This is a genomic window from Staphylococcus sp. 191 (assembly GCF_011174885.1).
GTDB lineage: Bacteria > Bacillota > Bacilli > Staphylococcales > Staphylococcaceae > Staphylococcus > Staphylococcus coagulans.
The window spans coordinates 44,888-71,293 of record NZ_PNRJ01000005.1 but is presented as its reverse complement, the minus strand read 5'-3'; the positions used below and the strand labels follow the sequence as shown (position 1 = coordinate 71,293).

At 35.4% G+C, this 26,406-nt stretch carries 23 protein-coding genes, 1 riboswitch and 2 other annotated features; of the genes, 22 read left to right on the top strand and 1 reads right to left on the bottom strand.

Going from position 1 to position 26,406, the window contains the following annotated elements; genetic code table 11:
- Positions 1-181: 181 nt before the first annotated feature.
- The 21 genes from C1H58_RS05425 to C1H58_RS05325 all read left to right on the top strand — a co-directional run bounded on the left by C1H58_RS05425 (position 182) and on the right by C1H58_RS05325 (position 22,798).
- Positions 182-1,195, top strand: a complete 1,014-nt coding sequence (locus tag C1H58_RS05425; protein ID WP_165545573.1) for a glyceraldehyde-3-phosphate dehydrogenase — start codon at positions 182-184, stop codon at positions 1,193-1,195.
- 227 nt (positions 1,196-1,422) lie between these two features.
- A complete protein-coding gene (gene nrdR, locus C1H58_RS05420; protein ID WP_050330704.1) occupies positions 1,423-1,890 on the top strand; it encodes a transcriptional regulator NrdR in 468 nt (155 codons plus the stop codon).
- A 3-nt stretch (positions 1,891-1,893) separates the two neighbouring features.
- Complete coding sequence (locus tag C1H58_RS05415; RefSeq protein WP_165545572.1) at positions 1,894-3,273, top strand: replicative helicase loading/DNA remodeling protein DnaB; 1,380 nt, start codon at positions 1,894-1,896, stop codon at positions 3,271-3,273.
- A complete protein-coding gene (gene dnaI / locus C1H58_RS05410) occupies positions 3,273-4,196 on the top strand; it encodes a primosomal protein DnaI (protein WP_050330706.1) in 924 nt (307 codons plus the stop codon). Before C1H58_RS05415 ends, dnaI begins: the two co-directional genes overlap by 1 nt.
- Positions 4,197-4,511: 315 nt before the next feature.
- The gene (gene thrS / locus C1H58_RS05405; protein ID WP_050330707.1) at positions 4,512-6,449 is read left to right on the top strand and encodes a threonine--tRNA ligase; all 1,938 of its coding nucleotides are present in this window, start codon (positions 4,512-4,514) and stop codon (positions 6,447-6,449) included.
- A 56-nt stretch (positions 6,450-6,505) separates the two neighbouring features.
- Positions 6,506-6,677, top strand: a riboswitch (Lysine riboswitch).
- A 140-nt stretch (positions 6,678-6,817) separates the two neighbouring features.
- On the top strand, positions 6,818-8,326 hold the full coding sequence (locus C1H58_RS05400; protein ID WP_165545571.1) for an amino acid permease: 1,509 nt from the start codon (positions 6,818-6,820) through the stop codon (positions 8,324-8,326).
- Between the two features lie 41 nt (positions 8,327-8,367).
- Positions 8,368-8,504, top strand: a sequence feature (ribosomal protein L20 leader region).
- 24 nt (positions 8,505-8,528) lie between these two features.
- On the top strand, positions 8,529-9,056 hold the full coding sequence (gene infC / locus C1H58_RS05395; RefSeq protein ID WP_081635164.1) for a translation initiation factor IF-3: 528 nt from the start codon (positions 8,529-8,531) through the stop codon (positions 9,054-9,056).
- A 25-nt stretch (positions 9,057-9,081) separates the two neighbouring features.
- Positions 9,082-9,282 (top strand): 50S ribosomal protein L35, encoded by a 201-nt coding sequence (gene rpmI / locus C1H58_RS05390; RefSeq protein WP_016425303.1) that lies wholly within the window; start codon positions 9,082-9,084, stop codon positions 9,280-9,282.
- A 73-nt stretch (positions 9,283-9,355) separates the two neighbouring features.
- Complete coding sequence (gene rplT, locus C1H58_RS05385; RefSeq protein ID WP_016425302.1) at positions 9,356-9,712, top strand: 50S ribosomal protein L20; 357 nt, start codon at positions 9,356-9,358, stop codon at positions 9,710-9,712.
- Between the two features lie 151 nt (positions 9,713-9,863).
- Complete coding sequence (locus tag C1H58_RS05380; RefSeq protein WP_165545570.1) at positions 9,864-10,475, top strand: NUDIX domain-containing protein; 612 nt, start codon at positions 9,864-9,866, stop codon at positions 10,473-10,475.
- Between the two features lie 36 nt (positions 10,476-10,511).
- Positions 10,512-11,408, top strand: a complete 897-nt coding sequence (locus C1H58_RS05375) for a hypothetical protein (protein ID WP_242681002.1) — start codon at positions 10,512-10,514, stop codon at positions 11,406-11,408.
- 87 nt (positions 11,409-11,495) lie between these two features.
- The gene (gene tig / locus C1H58_RS05370) at positions 11,496-12,818 is read left to right on the top strand and encodes a trigger factor (RefSeq protein ID WP_165545568.1); all 1,323 of its coding nucleotides are present in this window, start codon (positions 11,496-11,498) and stop codon (positions 12,816-12,818) included.
- A gap of 422 nt (positions 12,819-13,240) precedes the next feature.
- A complete protein-coding gene (gene clpX, locus C1H58_RS05365; RefSeq protein ID WP_050345531.1) occupies positions 13,241-14,503 on the top strand; it encodes an ATP-dependent Clp protease ATP-binding subunit ClpX in 1,263 nt (420 codons plus the stop codon).
- Between the two features lie 166 nt (positions 14,504-14,669).
- Positions 14,670-15,263 carry a ribosome biogenesis GTP-binding protein YihA/YsxC gene (gene yihA, locus C1H58_RS05360; protein ID WP_165545567.1) on the top strand — a complete coding sequence of 198 codons (594 nt, stop codon included), beginning with the start codon at positions 14,670-14,672 and terminating at the stop codon, positions 15,261-15,263.
- A gap of 227 nt (positions 15,264-15,490) precedes the next feature.
- A complete protein-coding gene (gene hemA, locus C1H58_RS05355) occupies positions 15,491-16,831 on the top strand; it encodes a glutamyl-tRNA reductase (protein ID WP_165545566.1) in 1,341 nt (446 codons plus the stop codon).
- A gap of 14 nt (positions 16,832-16,845) precedes the next feature.
- Positions 16,846-17,682, top strand: coding sequence for a cytochrome C assembly family protein (locus C1H58_RS05350; RefSeq protein WP_050330715.1), 837 nt, complete (start codon positions 16,846-16,848; stop codon positions 17,680-17,682).
- Positions 17,683-17,707: 25 nt separating this feature from the next.
- Complete coding sequence (gene hemC, locus C1H58_RS05345) at positions 17,708-18,631, top strand: hydroxymethylbilane synthase (protein WP_165545565.1); 924 nt, start codon at positions 17,708-17,710, stop codon at positions 18,629-18,631.
- A gap of 14 nt (positions 18,632-18,645) precedes the next feature.
- Positions 18,646-19,323, top strand: coding sequence for a uroporphyrinogen-III synthase (locus C1H58_RS05340; protein WP_165545564.1), 678 nt, complete (start codon positions 18,646-18,648; stop codon positions 19,321-19,323).
- Positions 19,323-20,300, top strand: a complete 978-nt coding sequence (hemB, locus tag C1H58_RS05335) for a porphobilinogen synthase (RefSeq protein ID WP_165545563.1) — start codon at positions 19,323-19,325, stop codon at positions 20,298-20,300. The genes C1H58_RS05340 and hemB overlap by 1 nt, the downstream gene beginning before the upstream one ends.
- Positions 20,301-20,314: 14 nt before the next feature.
- Positions 20,315-21,610: a glutamate-1-semialdehyde 2,1-aminomutase gene (gene hemL / locus C1H58_RS05330; RefSeq protein WP_165545562.1), complete on the top strand. Its 1,296-nt coding sequence runs from the start codon at positions 20,315-20,317 to the stop codon at positions 21,608-21,610.
- Positions 21,611-21,715: 105 nt separating this feature from the next.
- Positions 21,716-22,798 (top strand): AbrB family transcriptional regulator, encoded by a 1,083-nt coding sequence (locus C1H58_RS05325; protein ID WP_165545561.1) that lies wholly within the window; start codon positions 21,716-21,718, stop codon positions 22,796-22,798.
- Positions 22,799-22,903: 105 nt separating this feature from the next.
- On the opposite strand, the gene C1H58_RS05320 is transcribed toward C1H58_RS05325, so the two are convergent.
- A complete protein-coding gene (locus tag C1H58_RS05320) occupies positions 22,904-23,452 on the bottom strand; it encodes a DNA-3-methyladenine glycosylase I (protein WP_165545560.1) in 549 nt (182 codons plus the stop codon).
- 58 nt (positions 23,453-23,510) lie between these two features.
- Positions 23,511-23,726 (top strand) — a binding site (T-box leader).
- A gap of 38 nt (positions 23,727-23,764) precedes the next feature.
- Here C1H58_RS05320 and C1H58_RS05315 point away from each other — a divergent pair.
- Positions 23,765-26,395, top strand: a complete 2,631-nt coding sequence (locus C1H58_RS05315; protein ID WP_165545559.1) for a valine--tRNA ligase — start codon at positions 23,765-23,767, stop codon at positions 26,393-26,395.
- Positions 26,396-26,406: the final 11 nt, after the last annotated feature.

The following is a 26,406-nucleotide window of genomic DNA, read 5'->3' as shown; positions in this document are numbered from 1 at the left end:
CACTATAGAGCATCTTTAATTCATCAAACGATTTGAATGATATATATGAAAAACACAAACATCAAATGTTATTTATTGAAAGCAATAAGAAAAAATTATCAAAGAAAACGGTTTCAAATCGACTTTAATATGATATACTAATTTCTATAAGTATAACACATTATTAAGGAGTGCTTTTATCATGACGACAAAGATTGCGATTAATGGTTTAGGGCGAATTGGCCGTATGGTTTTAAGAGTAGCATTGAATAGAGAAGATGTAGAAGTAGTAGCTTTAAATGCAAGTTATCCACCTGAAACGATAGCCCATCTTCTTAAATATGATACAACACACGGTCGCTTTAATCAGACTGTTGAAGCAACTGAAAATGGTATTAAAGTAGATGGAAAAGAAATTAAACTCGTTTCAGATCGTAATCCTGAAAATTTGCCATGGGGTGAGCTTGATATTGATATTGTAGTTGAAGCAACAGGTAAATTTAATCATGGTGATAAAGCAAATGCTCATATTAAAGCAGGGGCAAAAAAAGTAATTTTAACGGGACCGTCAAAAGGAGGCGAAGTGCAAACAATTGTGAAAGGTGTAAATGATCATGAATTAGACGTCATGCAATATGATGTGTTCAGTAATGCTTCTTGTACAACAAATTGTTTAGCACCTGTCGCAAAAATTTTGAATGATCATTTTGGGATTGAAAATGGTTTAATGACAACGGTTCATGCTGTGACAAATGACCAAAATAACTTGGACAATCCGCATAAAGATTTAAGACGCGCACGTGCTGCCTTTGAAAGTATTATTCCGACTTCGACTGGTGCAGCAAAAGCATTATCACTCGTTTTACCAGAGTTAGAGGGCAAATTACATGGTATGGCATTACGTGTACCAACTAAAAATGTATCTTTAGTTGACTTAGTTGTTGATTTAAAACAAACAGTTACAAAAGAAGATATTAATCGTGTTTTTAGAGAGAATGATTTAGATCAAGTTATTGCAATTTCTGATGAGCCGTTGGTTTCAGATGATTTTACGACTGATGCGCATTCTGCAATTATTGATGCTGAGTCTACGATTGTAATGGGGGATAAGAAAGTTAAGGTACTCGCATGGTATGATAATGAATGGGGCTATTCCACAAGAGTTGTCGATGTATTACAGCAAATCGCATCACAACTCAAAGTCAAAGTCGCATAATAATACGATGTGTCAATAAGTTGGCATGAGACTGAGAACACCTTACAACAAATTATTAATATAACTAAAATCAATATAAAGGTTGAGACGATTTTGAAATTGTCTCAGCTTTTTTTGTGCAAATAAGGAAAATTGCGAATTCAATTGCGTTAAAATAGGCGTAACTTTTGAAATAAATAGGTTTGTAGTATAATTAAACAAAATTAAGATGAAGAGGTGACAAAGTCGTGAAATGTCCAAAATGTAATCATACGCAATCTCGAGTTGTAGATTCGAGACATGCAGATGATATGAATGCCATTAGAAGAAGACGTGAATGTGAACATTGTGGGACACGTTTCACTACTTTTGAACATATAGAGATGAGTCCGCTCATTGTTGTGAAAAAAGATGGTACAAGAGAACAATTTAACAGAGAGAAAATCTTAAACGGACTTGTACGTTCATGTGAAAAACGTCCCGTCCGATTCCAACAACTCGAAGAAATTACGAATCAAGTTGAATGGAAATTACGCGAATCCGGTATTGCTGAAATTTCATCGCGGGAAATAGGGGAGCACGTGATGGATTTATTGATGCATGTTGACCAAGTTTCTTATGTGCGCTTTGCATCCGTTTATCGAGAATTTAAAGATGTTGATCAGTTATTGAAATCAATGCAGGGGATTTTGAAAGAAAACAAGCGGAGTGAATAAATAATGAGTCAATTCATTTATCAAAGCCAATTAAGTCCACACGATGGATTTGTCGTCATGCGCCGTTTCTATTTTCATGCGGTTCATTACGATGTGTTAAGTCGTTTGTTCACACCTTTAATTGGTGCTGAAGCAATTGGCGTATATCAATTTTTAAACCAATTTGAAGGTGTATCTTTTGAAGAAGGTTATACCCATTATACAATGATGTCAGAATTAAAAATGGGCTTAAGACAGTTTAGAGAGTTTTTAGATTTACTTGAAGGAATAGGACTATTAAAAACCTTTGTTCAGCAATCTGAGAATACAACTCAGTTCGTTTATGAATTATTGCCACCTCCTTCAGCACAGCGTTTTTTTAACGATCCAATGTTATCTATATACTTTTACGAGGTTGTTGGTCAACAACGCTATCATCAAATTAAAAAAACGTTTATACCTACATCTAAAGATCTATCAGGTTATACAGAAGTAACTAAAAAATTTACAGATGTATTTAAAGTGCCAAAATATCAATTGGTGTCACAAGATGAAAATCTTAAAGAACGGCAATATGAAGGTTTGGACTTAACAGACGTTTCCTTTGATTTTGAGTTGTTAGCTGACATGTTACAATCTCATTATGTAAGTAAGAATATTCTTTCAGAGCCAACGAAATCTTTAATTATCCAATTGGCAACATTATATCGTTTATCACCGGATGTGATGAAAGCAATTATTTTAAAATCACTCAATGCCGATCAATCATTGTCAGTTACAAACTTAAGAAAACAGGCACAAAGCTATTACCTTATGGAACATCAGCAAGAATTGCCAGCGTTACAAGCACAGAATCTTGAACTTGCAAGTGATGAATCAAAACAATCAACTGAAGCCGTTGAAGTGTCAAACTGGGATGAATGGTTTGATTTAATGGATCATACAAGTCCGATTGTTATGCTAACATCTTATGGAGGATCTGAACCGCCACGCTATCAAAAAGAGATGATAGAGGAATTGATGCGGCGAGAAGGATTTAGTTTTGGTGTTATTAATATTTTATTACAGTTTGTGATGCAAAAGACGGATAATAATTTACCAGAAAAATATGTTTATTCTGTTGCATCGACTTGGAAAAAAAGTGGTGTAACCGATGCACGAACAGCGTATGATAAAGCAATGGAAGTTCAAAAAAATCAAGATAATGCAAATCAAAAACGCTATGAATCCACTGCTCAAAATCAAAAGCGTGGCTACCGTCATGCACCATCAGAAAAACAGCCACGTTGGATTACACATCCAGAAGAATATCAACAAAAAGAAGAAGATCAAGAAGCGTTAGCAAAGGATAGAGAGGCGTTTCTTAATAAACTAAAAAATAAAAGACGGGCAGGTGAAGATTAATGAAAAGTTTCAATAGTATTATGGGAAACCATCAAAACCTTGATCAAAAAATACAAGAGATTAAACGACAAGTATTAAATGATCCAGATGTAAAAGCTTTTTTGAATGCGCATCAATCAGAAGTAACGAACAGAATGATTGATGAAGATTTAAATATTCTTCAAGAATATAAAGATCAACAAAAGCATTATGATGGTTCGCACACGTACGAGAACTGCCCAAACTTTGTTAAAGGTCATATACCTGAACTTTATATAGAAAACCAACATATTAAAATTCGTTATAAACCTTGTCCATGCAAAATAAGACATGACGAAGAGCAACATGCTAAAAGTATGATTACATCTTTCCATATGCATCCAGATACACTCAATGCTAAAATTAAGGACATTTATATGACGAGACGTAATCGCTTGGATTTAGCTATGAGGCTGGATGATATGATTGATGCGATGATTGATAAACGACCTGTGAAAGGACTATACCTATACGGAGAGTTCGGCACAGGGAAATCCTTTATTTTGGGTGCAATTGCGAACGAATTGAAGGATAACCGTGTACCTTCAATGATTATTTATGTGCCTGAATTTATACGTACATTAAAAAATGGTTTTAAAGACGGTTCTACTTCCAAACGTATTCAACAAGTGCGTGAAGCACGAGTTCTTTTTTTAGATGACTTAGGTGCAGAAGATATGACGCCTTGGGTACGTGATGAAGTTTTAGGTCCTATTTTACATTATCGAATGATTCAAGAACTCCCAACATTTTTCAGTTCGAATATGAGTTTACAAGAATTAGAAGATCATTTGGCGACCACAAAAAATGGGACAGATGTGATGAAAGCGAAACGTATTATGGAACGTGTCAAAACTTTAAGTGAAGCATATTTATTAGAAGGAGAAAATTATAGAAAGCATTGAAAAAATAAATTTTAGCGTTATAATAAGGATAAATAAATATTGATTTTAAAGTTTGAGGATACGATACGAACGGAAGTTATGGTACAGAGAGCTACTGGCGATGAGAATGTAGTGCATAACCCTTTGTGTTACTCCCTCTATAGATTGGTATTTGTAATGAATACCCGGATCAAGACCGTTATCTTATGTAGAGATGTCATTGCAGAGATATGTATGGCAAATTAGGGTGGTAACACGAAGACCTCGTCCCTTTGTTGGGATGGGGTCTTTTTTATTTTCAAAACTTTAACGACAATCAATGATAGGAGGAACATTATGTCAGAAATTAAAGTACGTTTTCCAGATGGAAGTGAGAAAGCTTTCGAACATGGTACAACTACAGAAGAGATTGCACAATCCATTAGCCCAGGGTTAAGAAAAAAAGCGGTTGCTGGTAAATATAATCAACAGATGGTGGATTTGACTCGTCCATTAGAAGAGGATGGAACACTTGAAATCATTACACCAGGTAGTGAAGAAGCTTTGGAAGTACTGAGACATTCTACAGCGCATTTGATGGCACAAGCTTTAAAACGTTTATACGGCGACGTTAAATTTGGTGTTGGTCCTGTAATCAATGAAGGCTTTTATTATGACTTTGATATGGAAGAAAAAGTTTCGAGTGATGACTTTGAAAAAATTGAAAAAACAATGAATCAAATCATTAATGAAAATCAAAAAATCGAACGCCGTGTTGTTTCACGAGATGAAGCTAAAGCATTTTTTGCGAACGACCCGTACAAATTGGAATTAATAGAAGCCATTCCAGAAGATGAGTCCGTAACACTTTACAGTCAAGGTGAGTTCACTGACCTTTGTCGAGGTGTCCATGTTCCTTCAACATCAAAAATTAAAGCTTTCAAACTTTTATCAACTGCTGGCGCTTATTGGCGTGGTGATAGTAATAATAAAATGTTACAACGTATTTACGGTACAGCATTTTTTGATAAAAAAGACTTGAAAGCACACTTGAAAATGCTAGAAGAACGAAAAGAACGTGATCACAGACGTATTGGTAAAGAAATGGAATTGTTTACTAATAGTCCGCTTGTAGGTGCAGGTTTACCGCTATGGTTACCGAATGGCGCAACAATTCGTCGTGAAATCGAACGTTATATTGTTGATAAAGAAGTAAGTCTTGGGTATGACCACGTTTACACACCTGTGATGGCGAATGTTGATCTTTATAAAACTTCAGGCCATTGGGATCATTATCAAGAAGATATGTTCCCAACAATGCAACTTGATGCAGACGAAGCGATGGTATTAAGACCTATGAACTGTCCTCATCATATGATGATTTACGCTAACAAACCGCACTCGTATCGTGAATTGCCTATTCGTATCGCTGAGTTAGGTACAATGCATCGTTATGAAGCAAGTGGTGCCGTGTCAGGACTCCAACGTGTTCGAGGCATGACTTTAAACGACGCACATATCTTTGTAAGACCTGATCAAATTAAAGATGAATTCAAACGTGTTGTAAAAATGATTTTAGATGTTTATGAAGATTTTGGCTTTGAGGATTATAAATTCCGTTTGAGTTATCGTGATCCAGAAGACAAAGAAAAATATTTCGATGATGACGATATGTGGAACAGAGCGGAAAAAATGTTGAAAGAAGCTGTCGATGAACTAGGATTGCCATATGAAGAAGCGTTAGGTGAAGCGGCATTTTATGGTCCAAAACTTGATGTTCAAGTTAAAACAGCAATGGGTAAAGAGGAAACATTATCAACAGCACAACTTGACTTCTTATTGCCAAAACGATTTGAATTAACTTACATTGGGCAAGATGGAGAACAGCATCAACCTGTAGTTATTCATCGTGGTGTCGTTTCAACAATGGAACGTTTTGTTGCCTTTTTAACTGAAGAAACAAAAGGAGCATTCCCGACTTGGTTAGCACCACAACAAGTTGAGATTATTCCTGTTAATAACGATTTACATTATGATTACGCCCGTCAAGTTCATGATGAGTTAAAATCTCAAGGTGTGCGTGTGCATATCGACGATCGTAATGAGAAAATGGGCTATAAAATAAGAGAGGCGCAAATGAAAAAAATTCCTTATCAATTAGTAGTTGGAGATAAGGAAATCGAAAACAATGAAGTTAATGTTCGACAATATGGATCTAAAGATCAAAAAACAGTTGAAAAAGATACATTTGTGTGGGAATTGATTGACGAAATTCGATTAAAAAAACAGAGATAATTATTGCTACTACATGAAGACTGATGTATAGTATAATCTAAATATAAATATTATTTGATTGAGTTAGAGGCGCGATTTTAAAGAGTAATCCTTGGTTTGTATTGATGATACTGACACCATAAGATGAAAGGGAAAGTCGCCGAAATGAGAAGTGGTCATCAACACTTCTTGTTGGGCTAGTATTCGAAAGGAACTAGACTGTCACAACAGTGATGCGCTACCTATTAATATAAAATTAACAGAGGTTGCGTCCAGTTTTTGATGCAATCTCTGTTTTCGTTTCTATTAAGGTCGTTTTAATTTGCGTAATTCATCTAGCGACATAAGATTTGTCTAAACCTCTAAGCAATTGGGAAAGGATTAGGAAAATGAGTAACGAAAAAATTGAAAATCAAAATACAGTTCAGCGTCATTTGAAAGATCGACATATTTCTATGATTGCTATAGGTGGAGCGATTGGGACGGGTTTGTTTATGACATCTGGTGGCGCCATTCATGATGCAGGGCCTTTAGGGGCTTTGCTCGGTTATTCCATTATTGGGATTATGGTGTTTTTCTTGATGACTTCACTTGGAGAAATGGCGACGTATTTACCAGTTTCAGGATCATTTAGTACCTATGCAACACGATTTGTTGATCCTTCTTTAGGCTTTGCTTTAGGATGGAACTATTGGTTCAACTGGGTTATCACTGTTGCTGCTGATGTCACTATTGCTGCACAAGTCATTCAGTACTGGGCGCCTTTACAATTTTTACCTGCGTGGACATGGAGCTGCATTTTTATGGTCATTATATTTGGACTTAATGCTTTGTCTGTGCGAGTTTATGGCGAAAGTGAGTATTGGTTTGCATTTATTAAAGTCGCAACTGTCATTGTTTTCATTATCGTAGGTGTACTGACTATCTTTGGTATTATGGGCGGTAAAGCCGTTGGGTTTGACACATTTACTCAAGGTGATGCGCCATTATTAGGTAATGGTGTAGGCGGAAGCTTGCTCGCTATTTTTGGTGTATTTTTAATTGCAGGTTTCTCTTTCCAAGGGACAGAATTAATTGGGATTACAGCAGGTGAATCTGAAAATCCAGAACGTGCAGTACCAAAAGCGGTTAAACAAGTTTTTTGGAGAATATTATTATTTTACATTTTTGCCATTTTCATTATCGGTATGTTAATCCCTTATAACTCTCCAGCACTTATGGGTGGTGGAGATGATATTGCAACTTCACCGTTTACGCTTGTGTTCAAAAATGCTGGTTTAGCCTTCGCTGCTTCATTTATGAATGCTGTCATTTTAACATCAGTATTATCTGCAGGAAATTCCGGTATGTATGCAAGTACGCGTATGCTCTATTCAATGGGGAAAGATGGTTTAGCTTCAAAAGTGTTTAGTAAAACGAACAAGAATGGGACGCCAATAATTTCTATGCTTTCTACTGCTGCTATCGTTATTTTAATCTTTACAGTTCAACATCTTAGCGGTAACGCTTATGAATATATCGTTGCTGCCAGTGGTTTAACAGGTTTTATTGCATGGGTCGGTATTGCAATCAGTCATTATCGGTTTAGAAAAGCTTTTCACGCACAAAACTATGATATTGATCAATTAAAATATAAAGCGAAGTTATACCCATTTGGCCCAATTCTTGCTGGTGTGCTTTGCACCATTGTCATTATTGGACAGGACGTTGATTTAATCCAAGGTGGCGGTTTTGATCTCAATCGTTTCTTAATTACGTATATGGGTATTCCAGTATTTTTAATCTTTTTCTTTTATCATAAACTGAAATATAAAACGAAACTGATTCCAGTAAAAGAAGTTAACTTAGATAAAAATGTTGAAACAATTGAAAAAAACTTCCAAAAAAGCATTGACTAAAGTTTAATACGTTGGTATGATTGTATCTGTTGAATACGAAACGGACCAAGTAGAAGCTTCCCGCTTCTCACCTGTGGCGACGCAAAAAGCTGTTGGCAGGTTAACGATTAAACATGTGAAGTATGTTCATGTTAACGTGAAGAGCGGGGGTAACGCACCCTCGCTTTTTTTCGTGCTTGGACCATTCGTAAATTTTTTGGAGGTGTCAACCATAGCTAAGGATCAAACGCAAGTTAATGAAAAGATTCGCGCAAAAGAATTACGTGTCATCGGTCAAAATGGTGACCAAATTGGTGTAAAATCTAAAAATGAAGCATTGGAGATGGCAGACCGACTTGGTTTAGATGTCGTAATTGTCGCTCCAAACGCTAAGCCACCTGTTGCTCGTATTATGGATTACGGTAAATACAAATTTGAGCAACAAAAAAAAGAAAAAGAAATGAAAAAGAAACAAAAAGTCATCAATGTTAAAGAAATACGTCTTAGCCCGACTATTGAAGATCATGATTTCAATACGAAGCTTAAAAACGGACGCAAATTTTTAACTAAAGGTGATAAAGTTAAAGTTTCAATTCGTTTCAGAGGGCGTGCAATTACACATAAAGAAATTGGCCAACGCGTTTTGGAAAAATATGCTGAAGCGTGTAAAGACCTTGCTACAATAGAGCAAAAGCCTAAAATGGAAGGTCGCCAAATGTTCCTTATGTTAGCCCCAATTAATGAAAAATAAAAAGTGATTATAGGAGGAAAACATCATGCCTAAAATGAAAACCCACCGCGGAGCTGCGAAACGTGTAAAAAGAACAGGATCTGGTCAACTTAAACGTTCTAGAGCTTATACGTCTCACTTATTCGCAAACAAATCTACAAAGCAAAAACGTAAATTGCGTAAAGCTTCTTTAGTTTCAAAAAGTGATGCAAAACGCGTTAAACAATTATTAACATACGTAAAATAATATTTAATAAAGAATAAAAGATTGAGATGAGGTATGACAGAGCATACCCTAGAGACAAAAGGAGGAATTTATTATGCCACGTGTTAAAGGTGGAACGGTAACAAGAGCGCGTCGTAAAAAGACAATCAAATTAGCTAAAGGTTACTTCGGTGCGAAAAGCACATTATATAAAGTTGCAAAACAACAAGTTATGAAATCAGGTCAATATGCATTCCGTGACCGTCGTCAAAGAAAACGTGATTTCCGTAAATTATGGATTACACGTATCAATGCTGCTGCACGTCAACATGATATGAGTTACTCTCGTTTAATGAACGGTTTAAAACAAGCGGGTATCGATATTAACCGTAAAATGTTATCAGAAATCGCAATTTCTGACGAAAAAGCATTTGCTGAATTAGTCAACCAAGCTAAAGCAGCTTTAAAATAATTATATTTAGAAGCGTTAGCGTCTAAATCGCAAACTCTCTTCAAAGTAGATACTGCTTAAGTAACCACTTTGAAGAGAGTCTTTTTATTTAAGGCTTTACCATTTTTTATAAATTTTGTTACGATATATAAAAAACATAAAGGAGTTAACCATGTCAAAATTTGATGAGCAAATTACTGTTGTGCCACGTATGCGACTATTTAATAATGAAGAAAATGCCTTTAACGGTTTTCTACCTCGTATGGATAACAAAGGTCAGTCTATTTATCAAACGCTAGCCGATTATGAAGTAAAAAGACGCGGTGATATGGAAGAAGATCCTTCATTCAAGCAATTAATTAGTTATTGTTTATTAGAAAATGAAAACGGTGAAATTTTAGTTTATGAAAGATTAGAAGGCGGCGGAGAAGCACGTTTACATGGGAGTGCTTCAATTGGTGTTGGTGGACATATGAACGATGTTCCTAATGCTCAGAATATCGAGGAAGTCATTAAAATCAATGCGAGCCGTGAGCTTGAAGAAGAAGTTGGTTTAACCGTTGATGATAGTAAGGCGCTTAACTTTATCGGTTTTATTAATGATGATAATAATGAAGTTGGCCGTGTACATTTAGGTGTTGTTTTTAAAGTGAATGTAAAGCAAGAAGAAGTAGAAGTGCAAGAAACAGACACTTTAAAAATAGAATGGCAATCACTAGAGAACATTCAAGATTTATCTATATTTGAATCGTGGAGTGCACTGATTTTAGAAAAAATGAAATAGGTGAATGCAATGTCTGACATTATTCCTTTTCCAAAAATGAAGAACAAACTTATGAAGGATATCAATGAGGCAATGAAGCAAGCACAATACGAACGTGCCTATGATGCCTTTAATGCATATGAACGCCATTTTGAGTTGACGCCAGAGCTTGCTTTAATGAAGTGTGAAGTGCTTTGGCATCTAGGGTCTTACTTAGAGCTAAAAGAAGAATCTAACATTTTAATGGTGCAAGGTTTTCAGCCTTATGACACGTTGATGGTTTATTACATTAAAAGTTTATTTGCATTAGGACATTATCATTCAGTGGTCGAGATGATTACACAAGTGATTGATGAAGTACGCGAACATGAGACAAGACTAATTTTGCTACCGATCAAAGATCAAGCACAATCCAAATTAGACGAACGACAAGATTATATGGCACACCGTTTACAAAATTTTACTTATTTGGATCAAAGTGAACAAACACAGCTACTTTTAAGTTTAATCGATGATAGCGCATATCAATTTCGGTCAACGATTGCCTATCTCTTGCAAAATGAAATCTTGCAAATGAATATACAAAGTTTAATGCTTGAATATTTACGTTTTGCTCGTTACAATCAATGCGTCCAAGTGGAAAAGCCATTTTGCAATTTAGAAATAAAGCCAAGTGAACTCAGTGGCATTGAACAAACGACATTCAAAACCGAACTTTTACCACGCATTATACATCGTTTAGAATCAGAAATGCCATCCTTTGTTCATGAGGCCTATGTTCACCTTCATACGCATAATATCGCGTTATATCCGTTTGATATTTTGGAAAAGGCATCCTTAGATACATGGGTTGAGGGCTATATGAACTATTTTAAAGCGCTAATGGGTTTCGAATATGAAACAGAAGGCGCGATAACTGGAATATTTAACTTGATAAAATCATTAAATACATAGGTATCATTATTTCAAACACTGACAACCTATGCTATAATAAAGAAGTTGAAAAATTTTAAAAATGAAAAATCATGGAGGTTTTTATACATGACAGCAACTTGGGAAAAAAAAGAAGGTAATCAAGGGTTACTACAAGTAACTGTACCTGCAGAAGAAGTAGATAAAGCGTTAGATCAAGCGTTCAAAAAAGTAGTTAAGCAAATCAATGTACCTGGTTTCCGTAAAGGTAAAGTACCACGCCAAATTTTCGAACAACGTTTTGGTGTAGAAGCACTTTATCAAGATGCAGTAGATATCTTATTACCAAAAGCTTACAGTGAGGCTGTAGTAGAAGCAGATATCAATCCAGTTGATCAACCTGAAATTGAAGTAACACAAATTGAAAAAGGTAAACCATTTACTTTTGTTGCTACTGTAACAGTAGAACCTGAAGTACAATTAGGTGATTACAAAGGATTAGAAATCACAAAACAAGCAACTGAATTAACTGACGAAGAGCTTGAACAAACTATTGAACAACGCTTAGAAGCTATGGCTGATATGGTTATTAAAGAAGACGGTCAAGTTGAAGAAGGCGATACAGTTAACTTAGACTTTGATGGTTATGTAGATGGTGAACAATTCGAAGGTGGCCAAGCTGATGGCTACGACTTAGAAATCGGTTCAGGTATGTTTATCCCAGGTTTCGAAGAACAACTTGTTGGTTTGAAAGTTGGAGAAGAAAAAGAAGTTGAAGTGACATTCCCTGAAGAATATCACGCAGAAGAATTAGCGGGTAAACCAGCTACATTTAAAACAAAAATTAATGAAATCAAAACAAAAGAAGTTCCTGAGTTAGACGATGAATTAGCAAATGAACTTGATTCTGAAGCTGATAACGTTGAACAATACAAAGAAAACTTACGTAAGCAATTAACTGAACAAAAACAAACTGATGCTGAAAACTTACAAAAGGAAGAAGCAATTACATTAGCAACTGACAATGCTACAGTTGATATTCCTGAAGCAATGATTAAAACAGAAGAAGATCGTATGGTTCAAGAATTTGCGCAACGTTTACAACAACAAGGTCTTAACCTAGAAACTTATTTCCAAATTTCTGGTCAATCTGAAGAAGACTTACGTGGTCAAATGAAAGACGACGCAGAACAACGTGTAAAAACTAACTTAACTTTAGCAGCAATCGCTGAAGCTGAAAATATCGAAGTTTCTGAAGAAGATGTTGATAAAGAGTTACAAAATATGAGTGAACAATTCAACATTTCAGTAGAAGATATCAAAAACACTTTAGGTAATACTGACATCGTTAAAAATGATGTACGTGTGAAAAAAGTAATTGATTTATTAGTTGATGAAGCGAAATTAGTTGAAGCAAAAAACGAAGATAACGAAGCGAGCGAAGAAGCTTAATTAAAGGATGTTGAGTGATACGATGGTTAGATCGAACATTCACTCAATGTTGACTAGCGCAACTGTAATAAATTGACCCTTGAGGGGGTGGGATATTGAATTCTTGAACTCAAAGTTTTCTATAATCCCACTCTCATTTTCGTTTATTGGCTATTTCAAATTCGATGAGATGCATAGTTAATATAGAATCAGCGATTAGAATTTCAATTGATATGAAAGAACTAAGGGAATTGTATATAATAAAGTAGTAAGCATCACTTGTTAATGGTTTCTTGCTATTTACAAAATACATTACAGTTAAGGCTAAGAAGTTAATGACTAGTCCAATGATGCAACGTAATGCAAATAACTTGAAAGAAACTATATTTGCGTAATAGAATGCATTCTAGTATAGTCGTTAAAGAACAGGGGTGTAATAAAGTATGTTTAAATTCAATGAAGATGAAGAAAACTTAAAATGTTCTTTCTGTGGTAAAGATCAGGATCAAGTTAAAAAGTTAGTTGCAGGGAGCGGTGTCTATATTTGTAATGAATGTATCGAACTCTGCTCTGAAATCGTTGAAGAAGAATTAAGTCAACAAGAAACAGAAGAATTAACAGAACTACCCACACCAAAAGAAATCATGGAGCAATTGAATAATTATGTCATCGGCCAAGAAAAAGCTAAAAAATCTTTAGCAGTCGCAGTTTATAATCATTATAAACGTGTTCAACAGTTAGGACCTAAAGATGATGACGTAGAATTACAAAAAAGTAATGTCGCTTTAATTGGGCCTACAGGTAGTGGTAAAACATTATTGGCACAAACATTGGCACGTACATTAAATGTACCGTTTGCTATTGCTGATGCCACAAGTTTGACAGAAGCTGGATACGTAGGTGAAGATGTTGAAAATATTCTGTTACGTTTAATACAAGCAGCTGATTTCGATATTGATAAAGCCGAAAAAGGTATTATCTATGTCGATGAAATTGATAAAATCGCACGTAAATCTGAGAATACGTCTATTACACGTGACGTTTCTGGCGAAGGTGTCCAACAGGCATTGCTCAAAATCTTAGAAGGTACAACTGCAAGTGTACCGCCACAAGGTGGACGTAAGCATCCGAACCAAGAGTTTATTCAAATTGACACAACAAATATTCTCTTTATTTTAGGTGGTGCATTTGATGGTATTAACGAAGTCATTAAACGCCGCCTAGGTGAAAAAGTTATCGGTTTCGCAAGTAACGAAGTTTCAAATTATGATGAAGCGAGTTTACTCGAACAAATTCGACCAGAAGATTTACAAACGTATGGCTTAATTCCTGAGTTTATTGGTCGTGTACCTATTGTTGCAAACCTTGAAACATTAGATGTCGAAGCGCTTAAAAATATTTTAACGCAACCTAAAAATGCACTTGTTAAGCAGTATACAAAAATGCTTGAATTAGATGGTGTCTCTTTAGAGTTTACTGACGAAGCATTAGCAGCAATAAGTGAAAAAGCAATAGAACGTAAAACAGGTGCACGTGGTCTACGCTCTATTATTGAAGAAGCATTGATAGATATCATGTACGATATTCCTTCGACTGAAGATGTCGTGAAAGTTGTTATTACTAAAGAAACAATTGTTAATGAAACTGAGCCAGAACTCTATGATTCTGAAGGTAATCTCGTTAACGTGACAAAAACTTCTGCATAAGCCAAGGGTAAATTTAAAAGAATAATGGGATAAAAGGTTGTTCCGAAATTTATTTCTTTTTTAAGTTTGCGCATGTTTTTGTTTATTGTTGCAAAGCTGAGTCTCATAATCAAATGGATTATGTCTCAGCTTTTTTTATAATAAAAATAAAAGAGGTGAAATTAAAATGAAAATTAATCCAAACCATGTCGATTTATTAATAAGTGCAGTAAAGCCAGAACAATATCCCGATCTCGGTTTGCCCGAAGTGGCACTAAGCGGGCGCTCTAACGTTGGTAAATCGACATTTATCAATAGCATGATTGGACGCAAAAATATGGCTAGAACTTCACAACAGCCAGGTAAAACACAAACACTCAACTTTTTCAATATTGATGAACAATTAATTTTTGTTGATGTGCCAGGTTATGGGTATGCCAAAGTAAGTAAAAAACAGCGTGAAGCATTTGGTAAAATGATTGAAACTTATATCACAACACGAGAACAGTTAAAACTAGTGATACAACTTGTTGACCTTCGTCATCCGCCGACTGAAGATGATGTGCTCATGTATGATTTTTTAAAGTACTATGACATCCCAACATTAATCATTGCGACAAAAGAAGATAAAATTCCAAAAGGGAAAGTCCAAAAGCATATTAAAATCATTAAAGAAAAACTAAAGTTGGAAAAAGGGGATCAAATTATTAGTTATTCTTCAATTGAGAAAAAGAAGCAAGATTTGATTTGGTCTACAATCCAAGAATTTTTAGAAGCATAAAGACGACTTCGAAGTACATATGTTATTTTATTAAAGCATGTCAATATACGTAAGGACAGCATAAGATGAGGTTTTATAACGAAGCCATTTTATCTTTCTTTTCTAACCCTAAGTCATTCGTGCTTCAATAAATCTTTAAATCATCAAATTAAAGTTTCTTTTTTTAATTAGAATGAATCTAATCTGTGTTATAATGTAGTTATTGTAGATTATATGGGGGCATAAACATGTATTTAATAGCAGTAAGTGTAAATCATCGAACAGCTGATGTTACATGTCGTGAGAAGCTAGCATTTAAAGAAGAAAATATGCTTAGCGTCCACGAATCACTATTTGAAACAAAGTCTATATTAGAGAACGTGATCTTATCAACTTGTAACCGTACTGAAGTCTATGCTGTAGTCGATCAAATTCATACGGGCCGTTATTACATTCAAAGATTTTTGGCGAGACAATTTAATTTTGAGGTAGATGAGATAAAAGCCATTTCTGAAGTTAAAACAGAAAATGATGCTATTGAACATCTATTTAAAGTTGCTTCTGGGTTAGATTCAATTGTCCTAGGAGAAACTCAGATACTTGGTCAAATGAGAGATGCTTTCTTTACAGCTCAAAAAGCAGGAACTACGGGCACTATATTTAATGAGTTGTTTAAGCAAGCGATTACTTTTAGTAAAAAGGCACACCATGAAACAGATATCGCTGACAACACAATTAGTGTATCTTACGGTGCTGTGGAACTTGCGAAAAAGATGTTCGGTAAACTTAATAAAAAGCATGCGTTAGTGATTGGCGCTGGTGAAATGGCGGAATTGTCATTGCTCAATTTAAAAGGTGCTGGTGTAAGTGAGATTACGATAATTAATCGTACATTATCACGCGCAAAATCATTAGCGGATCAATACGGGGTTCATTATGCTGAATGGGATGCGTTAGGTGATTTTCTCGTGAAATCAGATATCGTAATCAGTTCTACAAGTTCTGAACAATTTATTATTACGCAAGACATGTTAGAAATGTGTCAGGCTGTGGCGAAAACAGCTCAAAAAGTACTCATTGATATTGCAGTTCCGAGAGATATCGAACCATTTGAAGCAAATGATACAGAGTTGTTTATTTACGATGTTGATGATTTAAAAGGTCTCGTTGATGCAAATTTACGTGAACGTCGTAAAGCAGCAGACCAAATCTTAGCGCGTATACCGTCTGAAATTGAAAAACATAATGAATGGGTGAGAATGTTAGGCGTTGTTCCTGTTATTCGTGCTTTACGAGAAAAAGCAATGTTAATTCAACAAGAGACGATGGATAGCATAGACCGTAAGTTACCTAATATGTCTGAACGTGATCGTAAAGTTGTTTCTAAACATACGAAAAGTATTATTAATCAAATGTTGAAAGACCCAATCAAGCAAGCCAAAGAAATAAGTGACGATCGAAACGCCGATGCTAAGCTTCAATTATTTAAAGAAATTTTTGATTTAGAAGTTGAAGCGGATTATAAATCTCAAGCCATTGAGAAAAAAAGAACACTTTTAAGAGAGAGATTACTTAATTTTGAAACTTAACAAGCGGTGATGCTATGGAAGAGACCTTTTTTATACGGTTTCATGAAATAATATTATTGATTTATTTAGTGAGCATGGTTTGTTTAATTATAGACGTGTTCCAAAAAAATTATCGTGTGCAAAATATTGGTTTTTATGCATTAGGGATTGTTTGGTTTTGTCAAACAGTCTCTTTAACTATGTTTATTACATGGCAAAAACAACTGCCGTTAACATCTCTAGTAGAGAGTTTTTATGTTTTAACGTGGTTAATACTGACAATTACTTTCATTATGTCAGTGATGCGACAATCTGACTTTATGATTGCATTTTTAAATGTAATTGGTTTTATCTTTATGACCATTCATACGTTTCATCCACAACAATTTAAAATGGGCGGAACGCGACTCACAGTCATGAATGAGCTCCTTGTTTTCCATATATCACTCGCTTTACTAAGCTATGTGATCTTTGCAGTTGCATTTGTAAATGCAATCATCTATTTGATTCAATATCGTAATTTAAAACAAAAGCGTTTTAATCAAAATTATTTTCGAATAAGTAGTATCGGAACACTTGAAAAAATTGTATTTTACAGTTCTCTTGTTGGCACAATCATTATGTTTATAAGCTTGTTATTAGGAATATTATGGGGAATGAATTCAATCGGTTTCCATATTTTCGCCGATTTGAAAGTTATCTCATCATTAATTATTTTTGTGGCTTATTCTATATTTATTGCTTTACGACTCACACATCGATTTAAGCAATACTTTTTAATTCAGTTGAATATTATGTTATTTTTAGGCTGTATGTTTAACTTGATTGTCGTCACTCAATTATCAACGTTCCATCAATGGACAGGTGTGTAACGAATTTTTATTGGAGGAAAACTCAATGCGTAAACTAATTGTCGGTTCAAGAAGAAGCCAACTTGCGCTTACCCAAAGTCAACAGTTTATCGATCGTTTAAAAGCAATTGAGCCTGATTTGGATATTGAAATTAAAGAAATTGTAACTAAAGGCGATCAAATAGTCGATAGACAGTTATCAAAAGTAGGTGGCAAAGGCTTATTTGTAAAAGAAATTCAAAATGAATTATTTAATCATCAAATCGACTTTGCGATACACTCGTTAAAGGATGTGCCTAGTGAATTACCTGAAGGTCTTACATTAGGGTGTATCCCGGATCGAGAGAATCCTTTTGATGCTTATATCGCTAAAAATCATGTGCCACTCAATGAGTTGCCTGATGGTAGTATTATTGGTACTAGTTCACTGCGACGTGGTGCACAAATTTTAGCGAAATACCCAAAACTCGAGATTAAATGGATAAGAGGCAATATCGATACGCGATTAAAGAAGCTCCATTCAGAGGATTATGATGCGATTATTTTAGCTGCAGCAGGTTTAAAACGAATGGGTTGGTCTGACGATATCGTCACGTCTTACCTTGATAACGGACAACTTGTTCCAGCGATTGGTCAAGGTGCACTGGGTATTGAGTGTCGATCAGACGATTATGAATTATTGGCATTACTTGCTAAGGTACATAATCAAGATGTGGCTGACTGTGTTGCTGCAGAACGTACATTCTTGAAGGAAATGAATGGAAGTTGCCAAGTCCCAATTGGTGGCTATGCGTATAAAGATGACAAACAACGTATCCATTTTACAGGTTTAATCATGTCTCCAGATGGTACACAACGCTTTGAGCACACTGAAATAGGGGATCAACCTGTTGGATTGGGAAATAAAGTGAGTCAAACATTAAAAGCCCAAGGTGCAGATCAAATTATAGCAGCATTAAACGAAGAATAAAGAAGGTGTATAAAATGAAGCCAGTCGTAGTGATGACACAAACAAAGCCGTATGTAGATGAACGAGTTGAAATTCAACATTTGCCATTTGTAGAGATGCAAACTTTATCTTTTGATACGCACTTGTTAGATACGCACTACGACTGGCTCATTTTGACTTCTCAAAATGCTGTTCGATACTTTTTACCTTATATGGAGCAACTAAATTATCGCCATCTTGCAGTCATTGGGCAAAAAACGAAGGCATTTTGTGAATCTAATCATTTAGATGTCCACTTTTATCCATCTGACTATTCTCAAGAGGGCTTTTTAAAAGAATTCCCGGTAGTCAGTGGACTACAAATCCTTTTGCCGTCCAGCAAGTTAGCACGACCGTTGTTACAACAAACGCTTGAAATGAGAGGTTGTCAAGTTCATAAAATTGATCTTTATCAACCACATCCAGTACAACAAAATATTGATGAAGCTTATAATCGTATTCATCAAAATGCTGTTGATGCAGTGACGTTTGCAAGCGCTTCAGCTGCAAATGCTTTTTTTCAGCAGTACCAACCTCGTCATTTTGGTCACTACTTTGCTATAGGCAAACAAACCGCTAATGCAATCAAAAGCTATGGCAACAATTGTTGCACTGCTCAAATTCAAACTTTAGAATCAATGGTGGATAAAATAATAGAAATGAGGGTTTTATAATGGAATTTGATAGACATAGACGTTTAAGATCATCACGTACAATGCGTGATATGGTAAGAGAAACACATCTAAGAAAAGAAGATTTAATTTATCCTATTTTTGTTGTCGAAAAAGATGATGTTAAAACAGAAATTAAATCTTTACCCGGCGTTTATCAAATTAGTTTGAATTTATTACATGAAGAAATTCAAGCTGCATATGATTTTGGAATTCGTGCAATCATGTTTTTCGGTATTCCTAATGAAAAAGATAGCTGTGGTACAGGGGCTTACGTTGAAGATGGTGTGATACAAAAAGCGACACGAATTGCTAAATCAATGTATAAAGACTTATTAATACTCGCAGATACTTGTCTATGTGAGTATACGGATCATGGCCACTGCGGTTTAATTGACCCTCATACACACGATGTAGATAATGATAAAACTTTACCTTTATTAGTAAAAACTGCGATTTCTCAAGTGGAAGCGGGTGCTGATATAATTGCACCAAGCAATATGATGGATGGCTTTGTTATTGCTATACGTGAAGGGCTCGATAAAGCCGGATACCAAAATATACCAATTATGAGTTATGGCATTAAATACGCATCTAGCTTTTTCGGTCCATTTAGAGATGCTGCAGAATCAGCACCTTCTTTTGGAGATAGAAAGACATATCAAATGGATCCTGCAAACCGCCTAGAAGCACTTCGAGAATTGGAATCTGACCTTAAAGAAGGTGCCGATATGATGATTGTTAAACCTGCACTCAGCTATTTAGATATTATTCGAGATGTTAGAAATCATAGTAATGTTCCAATTGTGGCGTACAATGTAAGTGGTGAGTATAGTATGACAAAAGCAGCAGCTTTAAATGGTTGGATTGATGAAGAAAAAGTCGTTATGGAACAAATGATTTCTATGAAGCGTGCAGGTGCTGATATGATTATCACTTATTTCGCTAAAGATATCTGTCAATATTTAGATAAGGAATAAAAGGAGGTCACGTCATGCGTTATAGTGAATCAATTAAAGCTTTTGAAAAAGCAGAAAAACTCATGCCAGGCGGTGTGAATAGTCCAGTTCGTGCTTTTAAATCTGTAGATACACCCGCTATTTTTATGGATCACGGCGAAGGAAGCCGTATCTATGATATAGACGGAAACGAATATATTGATTACGTTTTAAGTTGGGGCCCATTAATTTTAGGACATCGCGACCCGAAAGTTATTGAAGAAATTCACAAAGTCGTTGACCGTGGAACAAGTTTCGGCGCTTCGACATTGGAAGAAAATCGTCTTGCTGAACTTGTGATTGAACGTGTACCATCAATTGAAAAGGTTCGCATGGTTTCTTCTGGTACCGAAGCAACGTTAGATACATTGCGACTTGCCCGCGGATATACAGGTAAAAATAAAATTATCAAGTTTGAGGGTAATTATCATGGTCATAGTGATTCTCTGTTAATCAAAGCAGGATCTGGTGTAGCAACACTAGGCTTGCCCGATTCTCCTGGGGTGCCTGAAGGGACAGCTAAAAATACAATTACCGTTCCTTATAATGATCTAGATGCGGTTCGTTATGCTTTTGAACAATATGGTGATGATATTGCAGCAGTTATCGTAGAACCTGTATCAGGTAATATGGGCGTAGTGCCGCCTATTAATGATTTCTTACAAGGTTTACGTGACATTACACAAGAAAATGATGCATTACTTATTTTTGATGAAGTCATGACAGGCTTTCGAGTAGGATACAATTGTGCACAAGGTTATTTTGATGTAATACCTGATTTAACATGTTTAGGTAAGGTTATTGGTGGCGGCTTACCTGTTGGTGCATTTGGTGGTCGTAAAGAGATTATGGATCATATCGCGCCAAGTGGTGATATTTACCAAGCAGGGACACTCTCAGGAAACCCTCTAGCAATGACAAGTGGTTACATGACATTAAGTCAATTGACACCAGAAAGTTATGACTACTTTAATCAATTAGGTGATATGTTAGAAGAGGGACTTAAAGAAATCTTTAATCGCTATAGTATTCCATTAACTGTTAACAGAGCAGGTTCAATGATAGGATTTTTCTTAAATGAAGGCCCTGTTACGAATTTTAAGGAAGCAAATGCTTCAGACCTTGAATTATTCCGCGTTCTTTATCGTGAGCTTGCAGAACAAGGTATCTTTTTACCTCCATCACAATTTGAAGGTATGTTTTTATCAACAGCGCATACAAAAGATGATATTCAACAAACTTTAAAAGCATTTGATACAGCTTTAGAGCGAATTACAAAAGCAACTGAATAAATATGTGATTAATTTTTATAACTATAAGTACTATAAACAATAAAATGCCAGTTTTATTGTTTATGATCGTTAAAAACAAAAGTGCTTTAAATGATAGGAGGGACCATGATACGAAAACACCACATTAATAATTTCATTGTACTTGGACTCTCAATCATTTTTGGTCTTATATTATTACGACTCCATTTAATGTTGCCATGGATGTTTGGACCGATACTTGCCAGTTTATTTGTGATTAAAGTTTTGAAGTTAGAAGTGAATTGGCCACAATGGCTAAGCGAATTTGGACTTATCATGTTGGGCGTTCAAATTGGGACATCTTTTACAAAAACTGTAATCGATGATATTAAAAATGATTGGTTTTCAATTATATTAGTGAGCGTCTTGTTACTTGTTTTGTCTCTTATTGTTTCTATAGGCTTTAGAAAAATTGCAAAGGTCAATAGAGAAACAGCTTTATTAAGTGTCATACCAGGTGCATTAAGCCAGATGCTTGTGATGGCCGAAGAAAACAAGCGCACAGATATACTTGTTGTCAGCCTGACACAAACGTCACGTATTATATTTGTTGTTATTTTAGTTCCGTTTATCTCATATTTCTTTAAAGATGCAAACGGTAGTCAAAAAGAAATGCAACAAATGCACCTGTTAACTGAAGTTTTAACATTCAAGGATATTTTAATCATTGGATTAGGTATTTGTGTTGTTTATATTCTGATGAAGTGGATTCACTTTCCAACAAAAATGTTACTTGCACCTATTTTAGTGCTTATAGTTTGGAATATGGTAACTGAACGGACTTTTACGCTTGATGCGCCAATTATTGCAGGAGCTCAAATTATCTATATGATTCGTGTAGGTATTCAAATTGCGCATTTAACTGGGCAACTTAAAGGCAGAATTGCAGTCGCAATTGCGTATCAAAATATTTTACTTATATTTGGTACACTTTTAATGGTCATTTTGATTCATTTATTTAATCCAGCGTCGATTAATAATCTGTTTTTAAGTGCAGCACCTGGGGGAATGAGTCAAATTGTATTAGTCGCATTAGATACCGGTGGAGATGTCGCTATGATTTCAAGCTATCATATTTTCCGTATATTCTTCATACTCTTTCTGATTGCACCGTTAATCAGTTTTATATTTAAATATCAAGATCGTAAAAATAAAAGAAGTACGTCTTAATGTAAATTAATTCATTTTATTCATTCAAAAGGGATAGCAATCACACTTTCTAACGTGACTGCTATCCTTTTTTCGTATTTTATTGATTTCATATTCATACATGTGTTAACGGTTCGGACAAGAAATCAGATGGCTATTATAAAGGCCAGCAGCTTCCATAAAAGAAAACGCAGTTACAGGACCGATAAATTGAAACCCGTATTCTTTCAGTGACTTTGACAATTTCTTGGATGTATCGTTCACTGTAATACGCGCTTCAACGGTTTCATATTGAAAATCAATGGGCGCACCATTAACAAATGACCATATAAAATGACTAAAGCTTTCATAGTCTTTTTCAATTTCAATAAAACCTTTGGCTTGAAAAACGATTGCTTCTAACTTTTTACGATGATGTATGATATTAGGGAATGACATCAATTGATCGATATCTGATGATGTCATTTGTGCAATTTTATATGGATCAAATTGATAAAATGCTGATTTGTAAGCATCTTTCTTTTTGAGTATTGTTAGCCAAGATAAACCTGCATGTTGGGATTCTAATGCTAGAAGTTCAAATAGTGCGCGAGAATCATATAATGGCTTTCCCCAAAAGTGATCATGATAATCGATATATACTGGATCTTGACTACCGAATGCACAGGGATTCACGTTTTTATACCTCCTTGTATTGACTTCATTGTCGTTTCAGTATACTATAAGAATTAAATTAATAGTAGAATTTGGGAAGAGTAGATGGTTGTCTTTTTTTTAGAGAGTGTACGTTTGCTGAGAGTACATAAAAGACGTTATTGAAGGTAGCCCACGTTGAACTTTAGCTGAAAGTAAAGTAGGTTAAAGCGTGTTATGAGCGTTAATCGTAAGAGTGCAATAGTGCGTACGCATTATTGAATTTAGGTGGTACCGCGGAACATCCGTCCTATGATTAGGACAGGATGTTTTTTTATTTGAAGGAGGATTCTTATGGAAATGAAACCAAAATATGACCCGCAAGAAGTTGAGGCGGGTCGATATCAAAAATGGGTAGAACAAGAGTTATTTAAACCTAATCAAAATTCAGAACAACCCACATATACAATTGTTATTCCACCGCCGAATGTAACTGGAAAATTACATTTAGGACATGCTTGGGATACGACATTGCAAGATATTTTAACACGTATGAAACGAATGCAAGGTTATGAAACCCTTTATTTACCTGGTATGGATCATGCTGGAATTGCGACACAAGCAAAAGTTGAAGCAAAAATGCGAGAAGAAGGCATTTCGAGACATGATATTGGCAGAGAAAAGTTTTTAGAAAAAGCGTGGGATTGGAAAGAAGAATATGCCGATTTTATACGTCAACAATGGGCTAAACTCGGACTTGGCTTAGATTATTCGAGAGAGAGATTCACACTCGACTCTGGTCTAAGTCAAGCGGTACGTAAAGTATTTGTTGATATGTATAAGAAAGGATTAATTTACCGTGGTGAACGTATCATTAACTGGGACCCTGTAGCGAAAACAGCACTATCTGACATTGAAGTCATTCACGAAGATGTTAATGGTAAATTCTATCATTTTAAATATCCGTTTGCGGATGGTGAAGGGTATATTGAAATTGCAACGACACGTCCAGAAACGATGCTAGGCGATACTGCAATCGTTGTACATCCCGATGATGCGCGTTACAAAGAAGTTATCGGTAAAAATGTTATTTTACCAATTGTTGGCCGTGAGATTCCTGTTTTAGCTGATGAATATGTTGACCAAGAATTTGGAAGCGGGGCAATGAAGGTGACACCTGCACATGATCCAAATGACTTTGAAATTGGGAATCGTCATGACTTAGAACGTATTGTCGTAATGGATGAATCTGGATGTATGAATCAAGAAGCAGGGAAATACGCTGGTCTAGATCGCTTTGAATGTCGTAAACAACTCGTTAAAGATTTGTTGGATCAAGGACTTGTAATTAAAATCGATGATCACGTACATTCAGTTGGACATTCTGAACGTTCGGGTGCTGTTGTTGAACCTTATTTATCGACACAATGGTTCGTTAAAATGGCACCATTAGCAGAACAAGCTTTGAATAATCAAAAAACAGATGGACGAATCGAATTCGTTCCTGCACGTTTTGAAAAAACTTTTAACCGTTGGATGGAAGAAATAAGGGATTGGACTATTTCTCGTCAACTTTGGTGGGGACATCAAATACCTGCTTGGTATCACAATGAAACAGGTGAGATTTATGTTGATGAAAATGCGCCTGAAGACATTGAAAATTGGACACAAGATGAGGATGTATTAGATACTTGGTTTTCTAGTGCGTTATGGCCTTTTTCTACACTTGGGTGGCCTGACGAAACAGCTGAAGATTATCAAAGATTTTATCCAACACAAGTACTAGTAACAGGATATGATATTATTTTCTTCTGGGTAGCACGTATGATCTTCCAAGGTTTAGAGTTTACAGGTGAAAAGCCATTTAGTGATGTATTATTACATGGACTAGTACGCGCAGAAGATGGGCGTAAAATGAGTAAATCTTTAGGTAATGGTGTTGACCCAATGGATGTCATTGATCAATATGGTGCAGACAGTCTTCGTTATTTCTTAGCCACAGGATCTTCACCGGGGCATGATTTACGCTATTCAACTGAAAAAGTAGAGTCAGTTTGGAACTTTATTAACAAGATATGGAATGCTGCTCGATTTAGTTTAATGAATATTGGTGAAACATTCCGTTTTGAAGATATCGATTTATCTCAAAATCTATCAGTAGCAGATCAGTGGATTTTGACTCGTTTAAATGAAACAATCGAAACAGTGACTCAATTAAGTGATAAATACGAGTTTGGCGAAGTTGGCCGTGTATTGTATAATTTTATTTGGGATGAGTTTTGTGACTGGTATATTGAAATGAGTAAAATACCAATGAATGGTGACGACGAAGTACAGAAAAACGTAACACGCTCAGTGTTAAGTTATACTTTAGATCGCATGATGCGCCTGTTACATCCATTCATGCCATTCGTAACAGAACATATTTGGCAAAACTTGCCACATGAAGGTGAGTCTATAGTGACAAGTGCGTGGCCAACAGTTAATGATGCGTTTAATTTCGAAGAGAGTAAAGACGTTATGGAACAATTAGTTGAAATTATTAAATCTGTACGTCAGTCTCGTTTAGAAGTAAACACACCATTATCAAAAGAAATTCCGATTAAAATTAAAGCGAAAAATGAAAAAATTCAACAGTTATTGTTAGCAAATCAACACTATTTACAACGCTTCTGTAATCCGAGTGAACTCGAGATTGCCACTCAAATCGAAATTCCTGATAAAGCAATGACATCTATCGTTGCAGCAGGTGAAGTCATTTTACCAATTGAAGGTTTAATTGATATGGATAAAGAATTAGAGCGTTTAGAAAAAGACCTAGAAAAATGGCAAAAAGAATTAGATCGTGTCAATAAAAAACTAGCAAATGAAAACTTTGTTAATAAAGCGCCGGAAAAAATTATTAATGAAGAGAAAGAGAAACAAGTCAAATACCAAGAAAAATATGATGGTGTTAAAGCAAGAATTGAACAATTAAAAGCGTAGGAGTCTTAGTT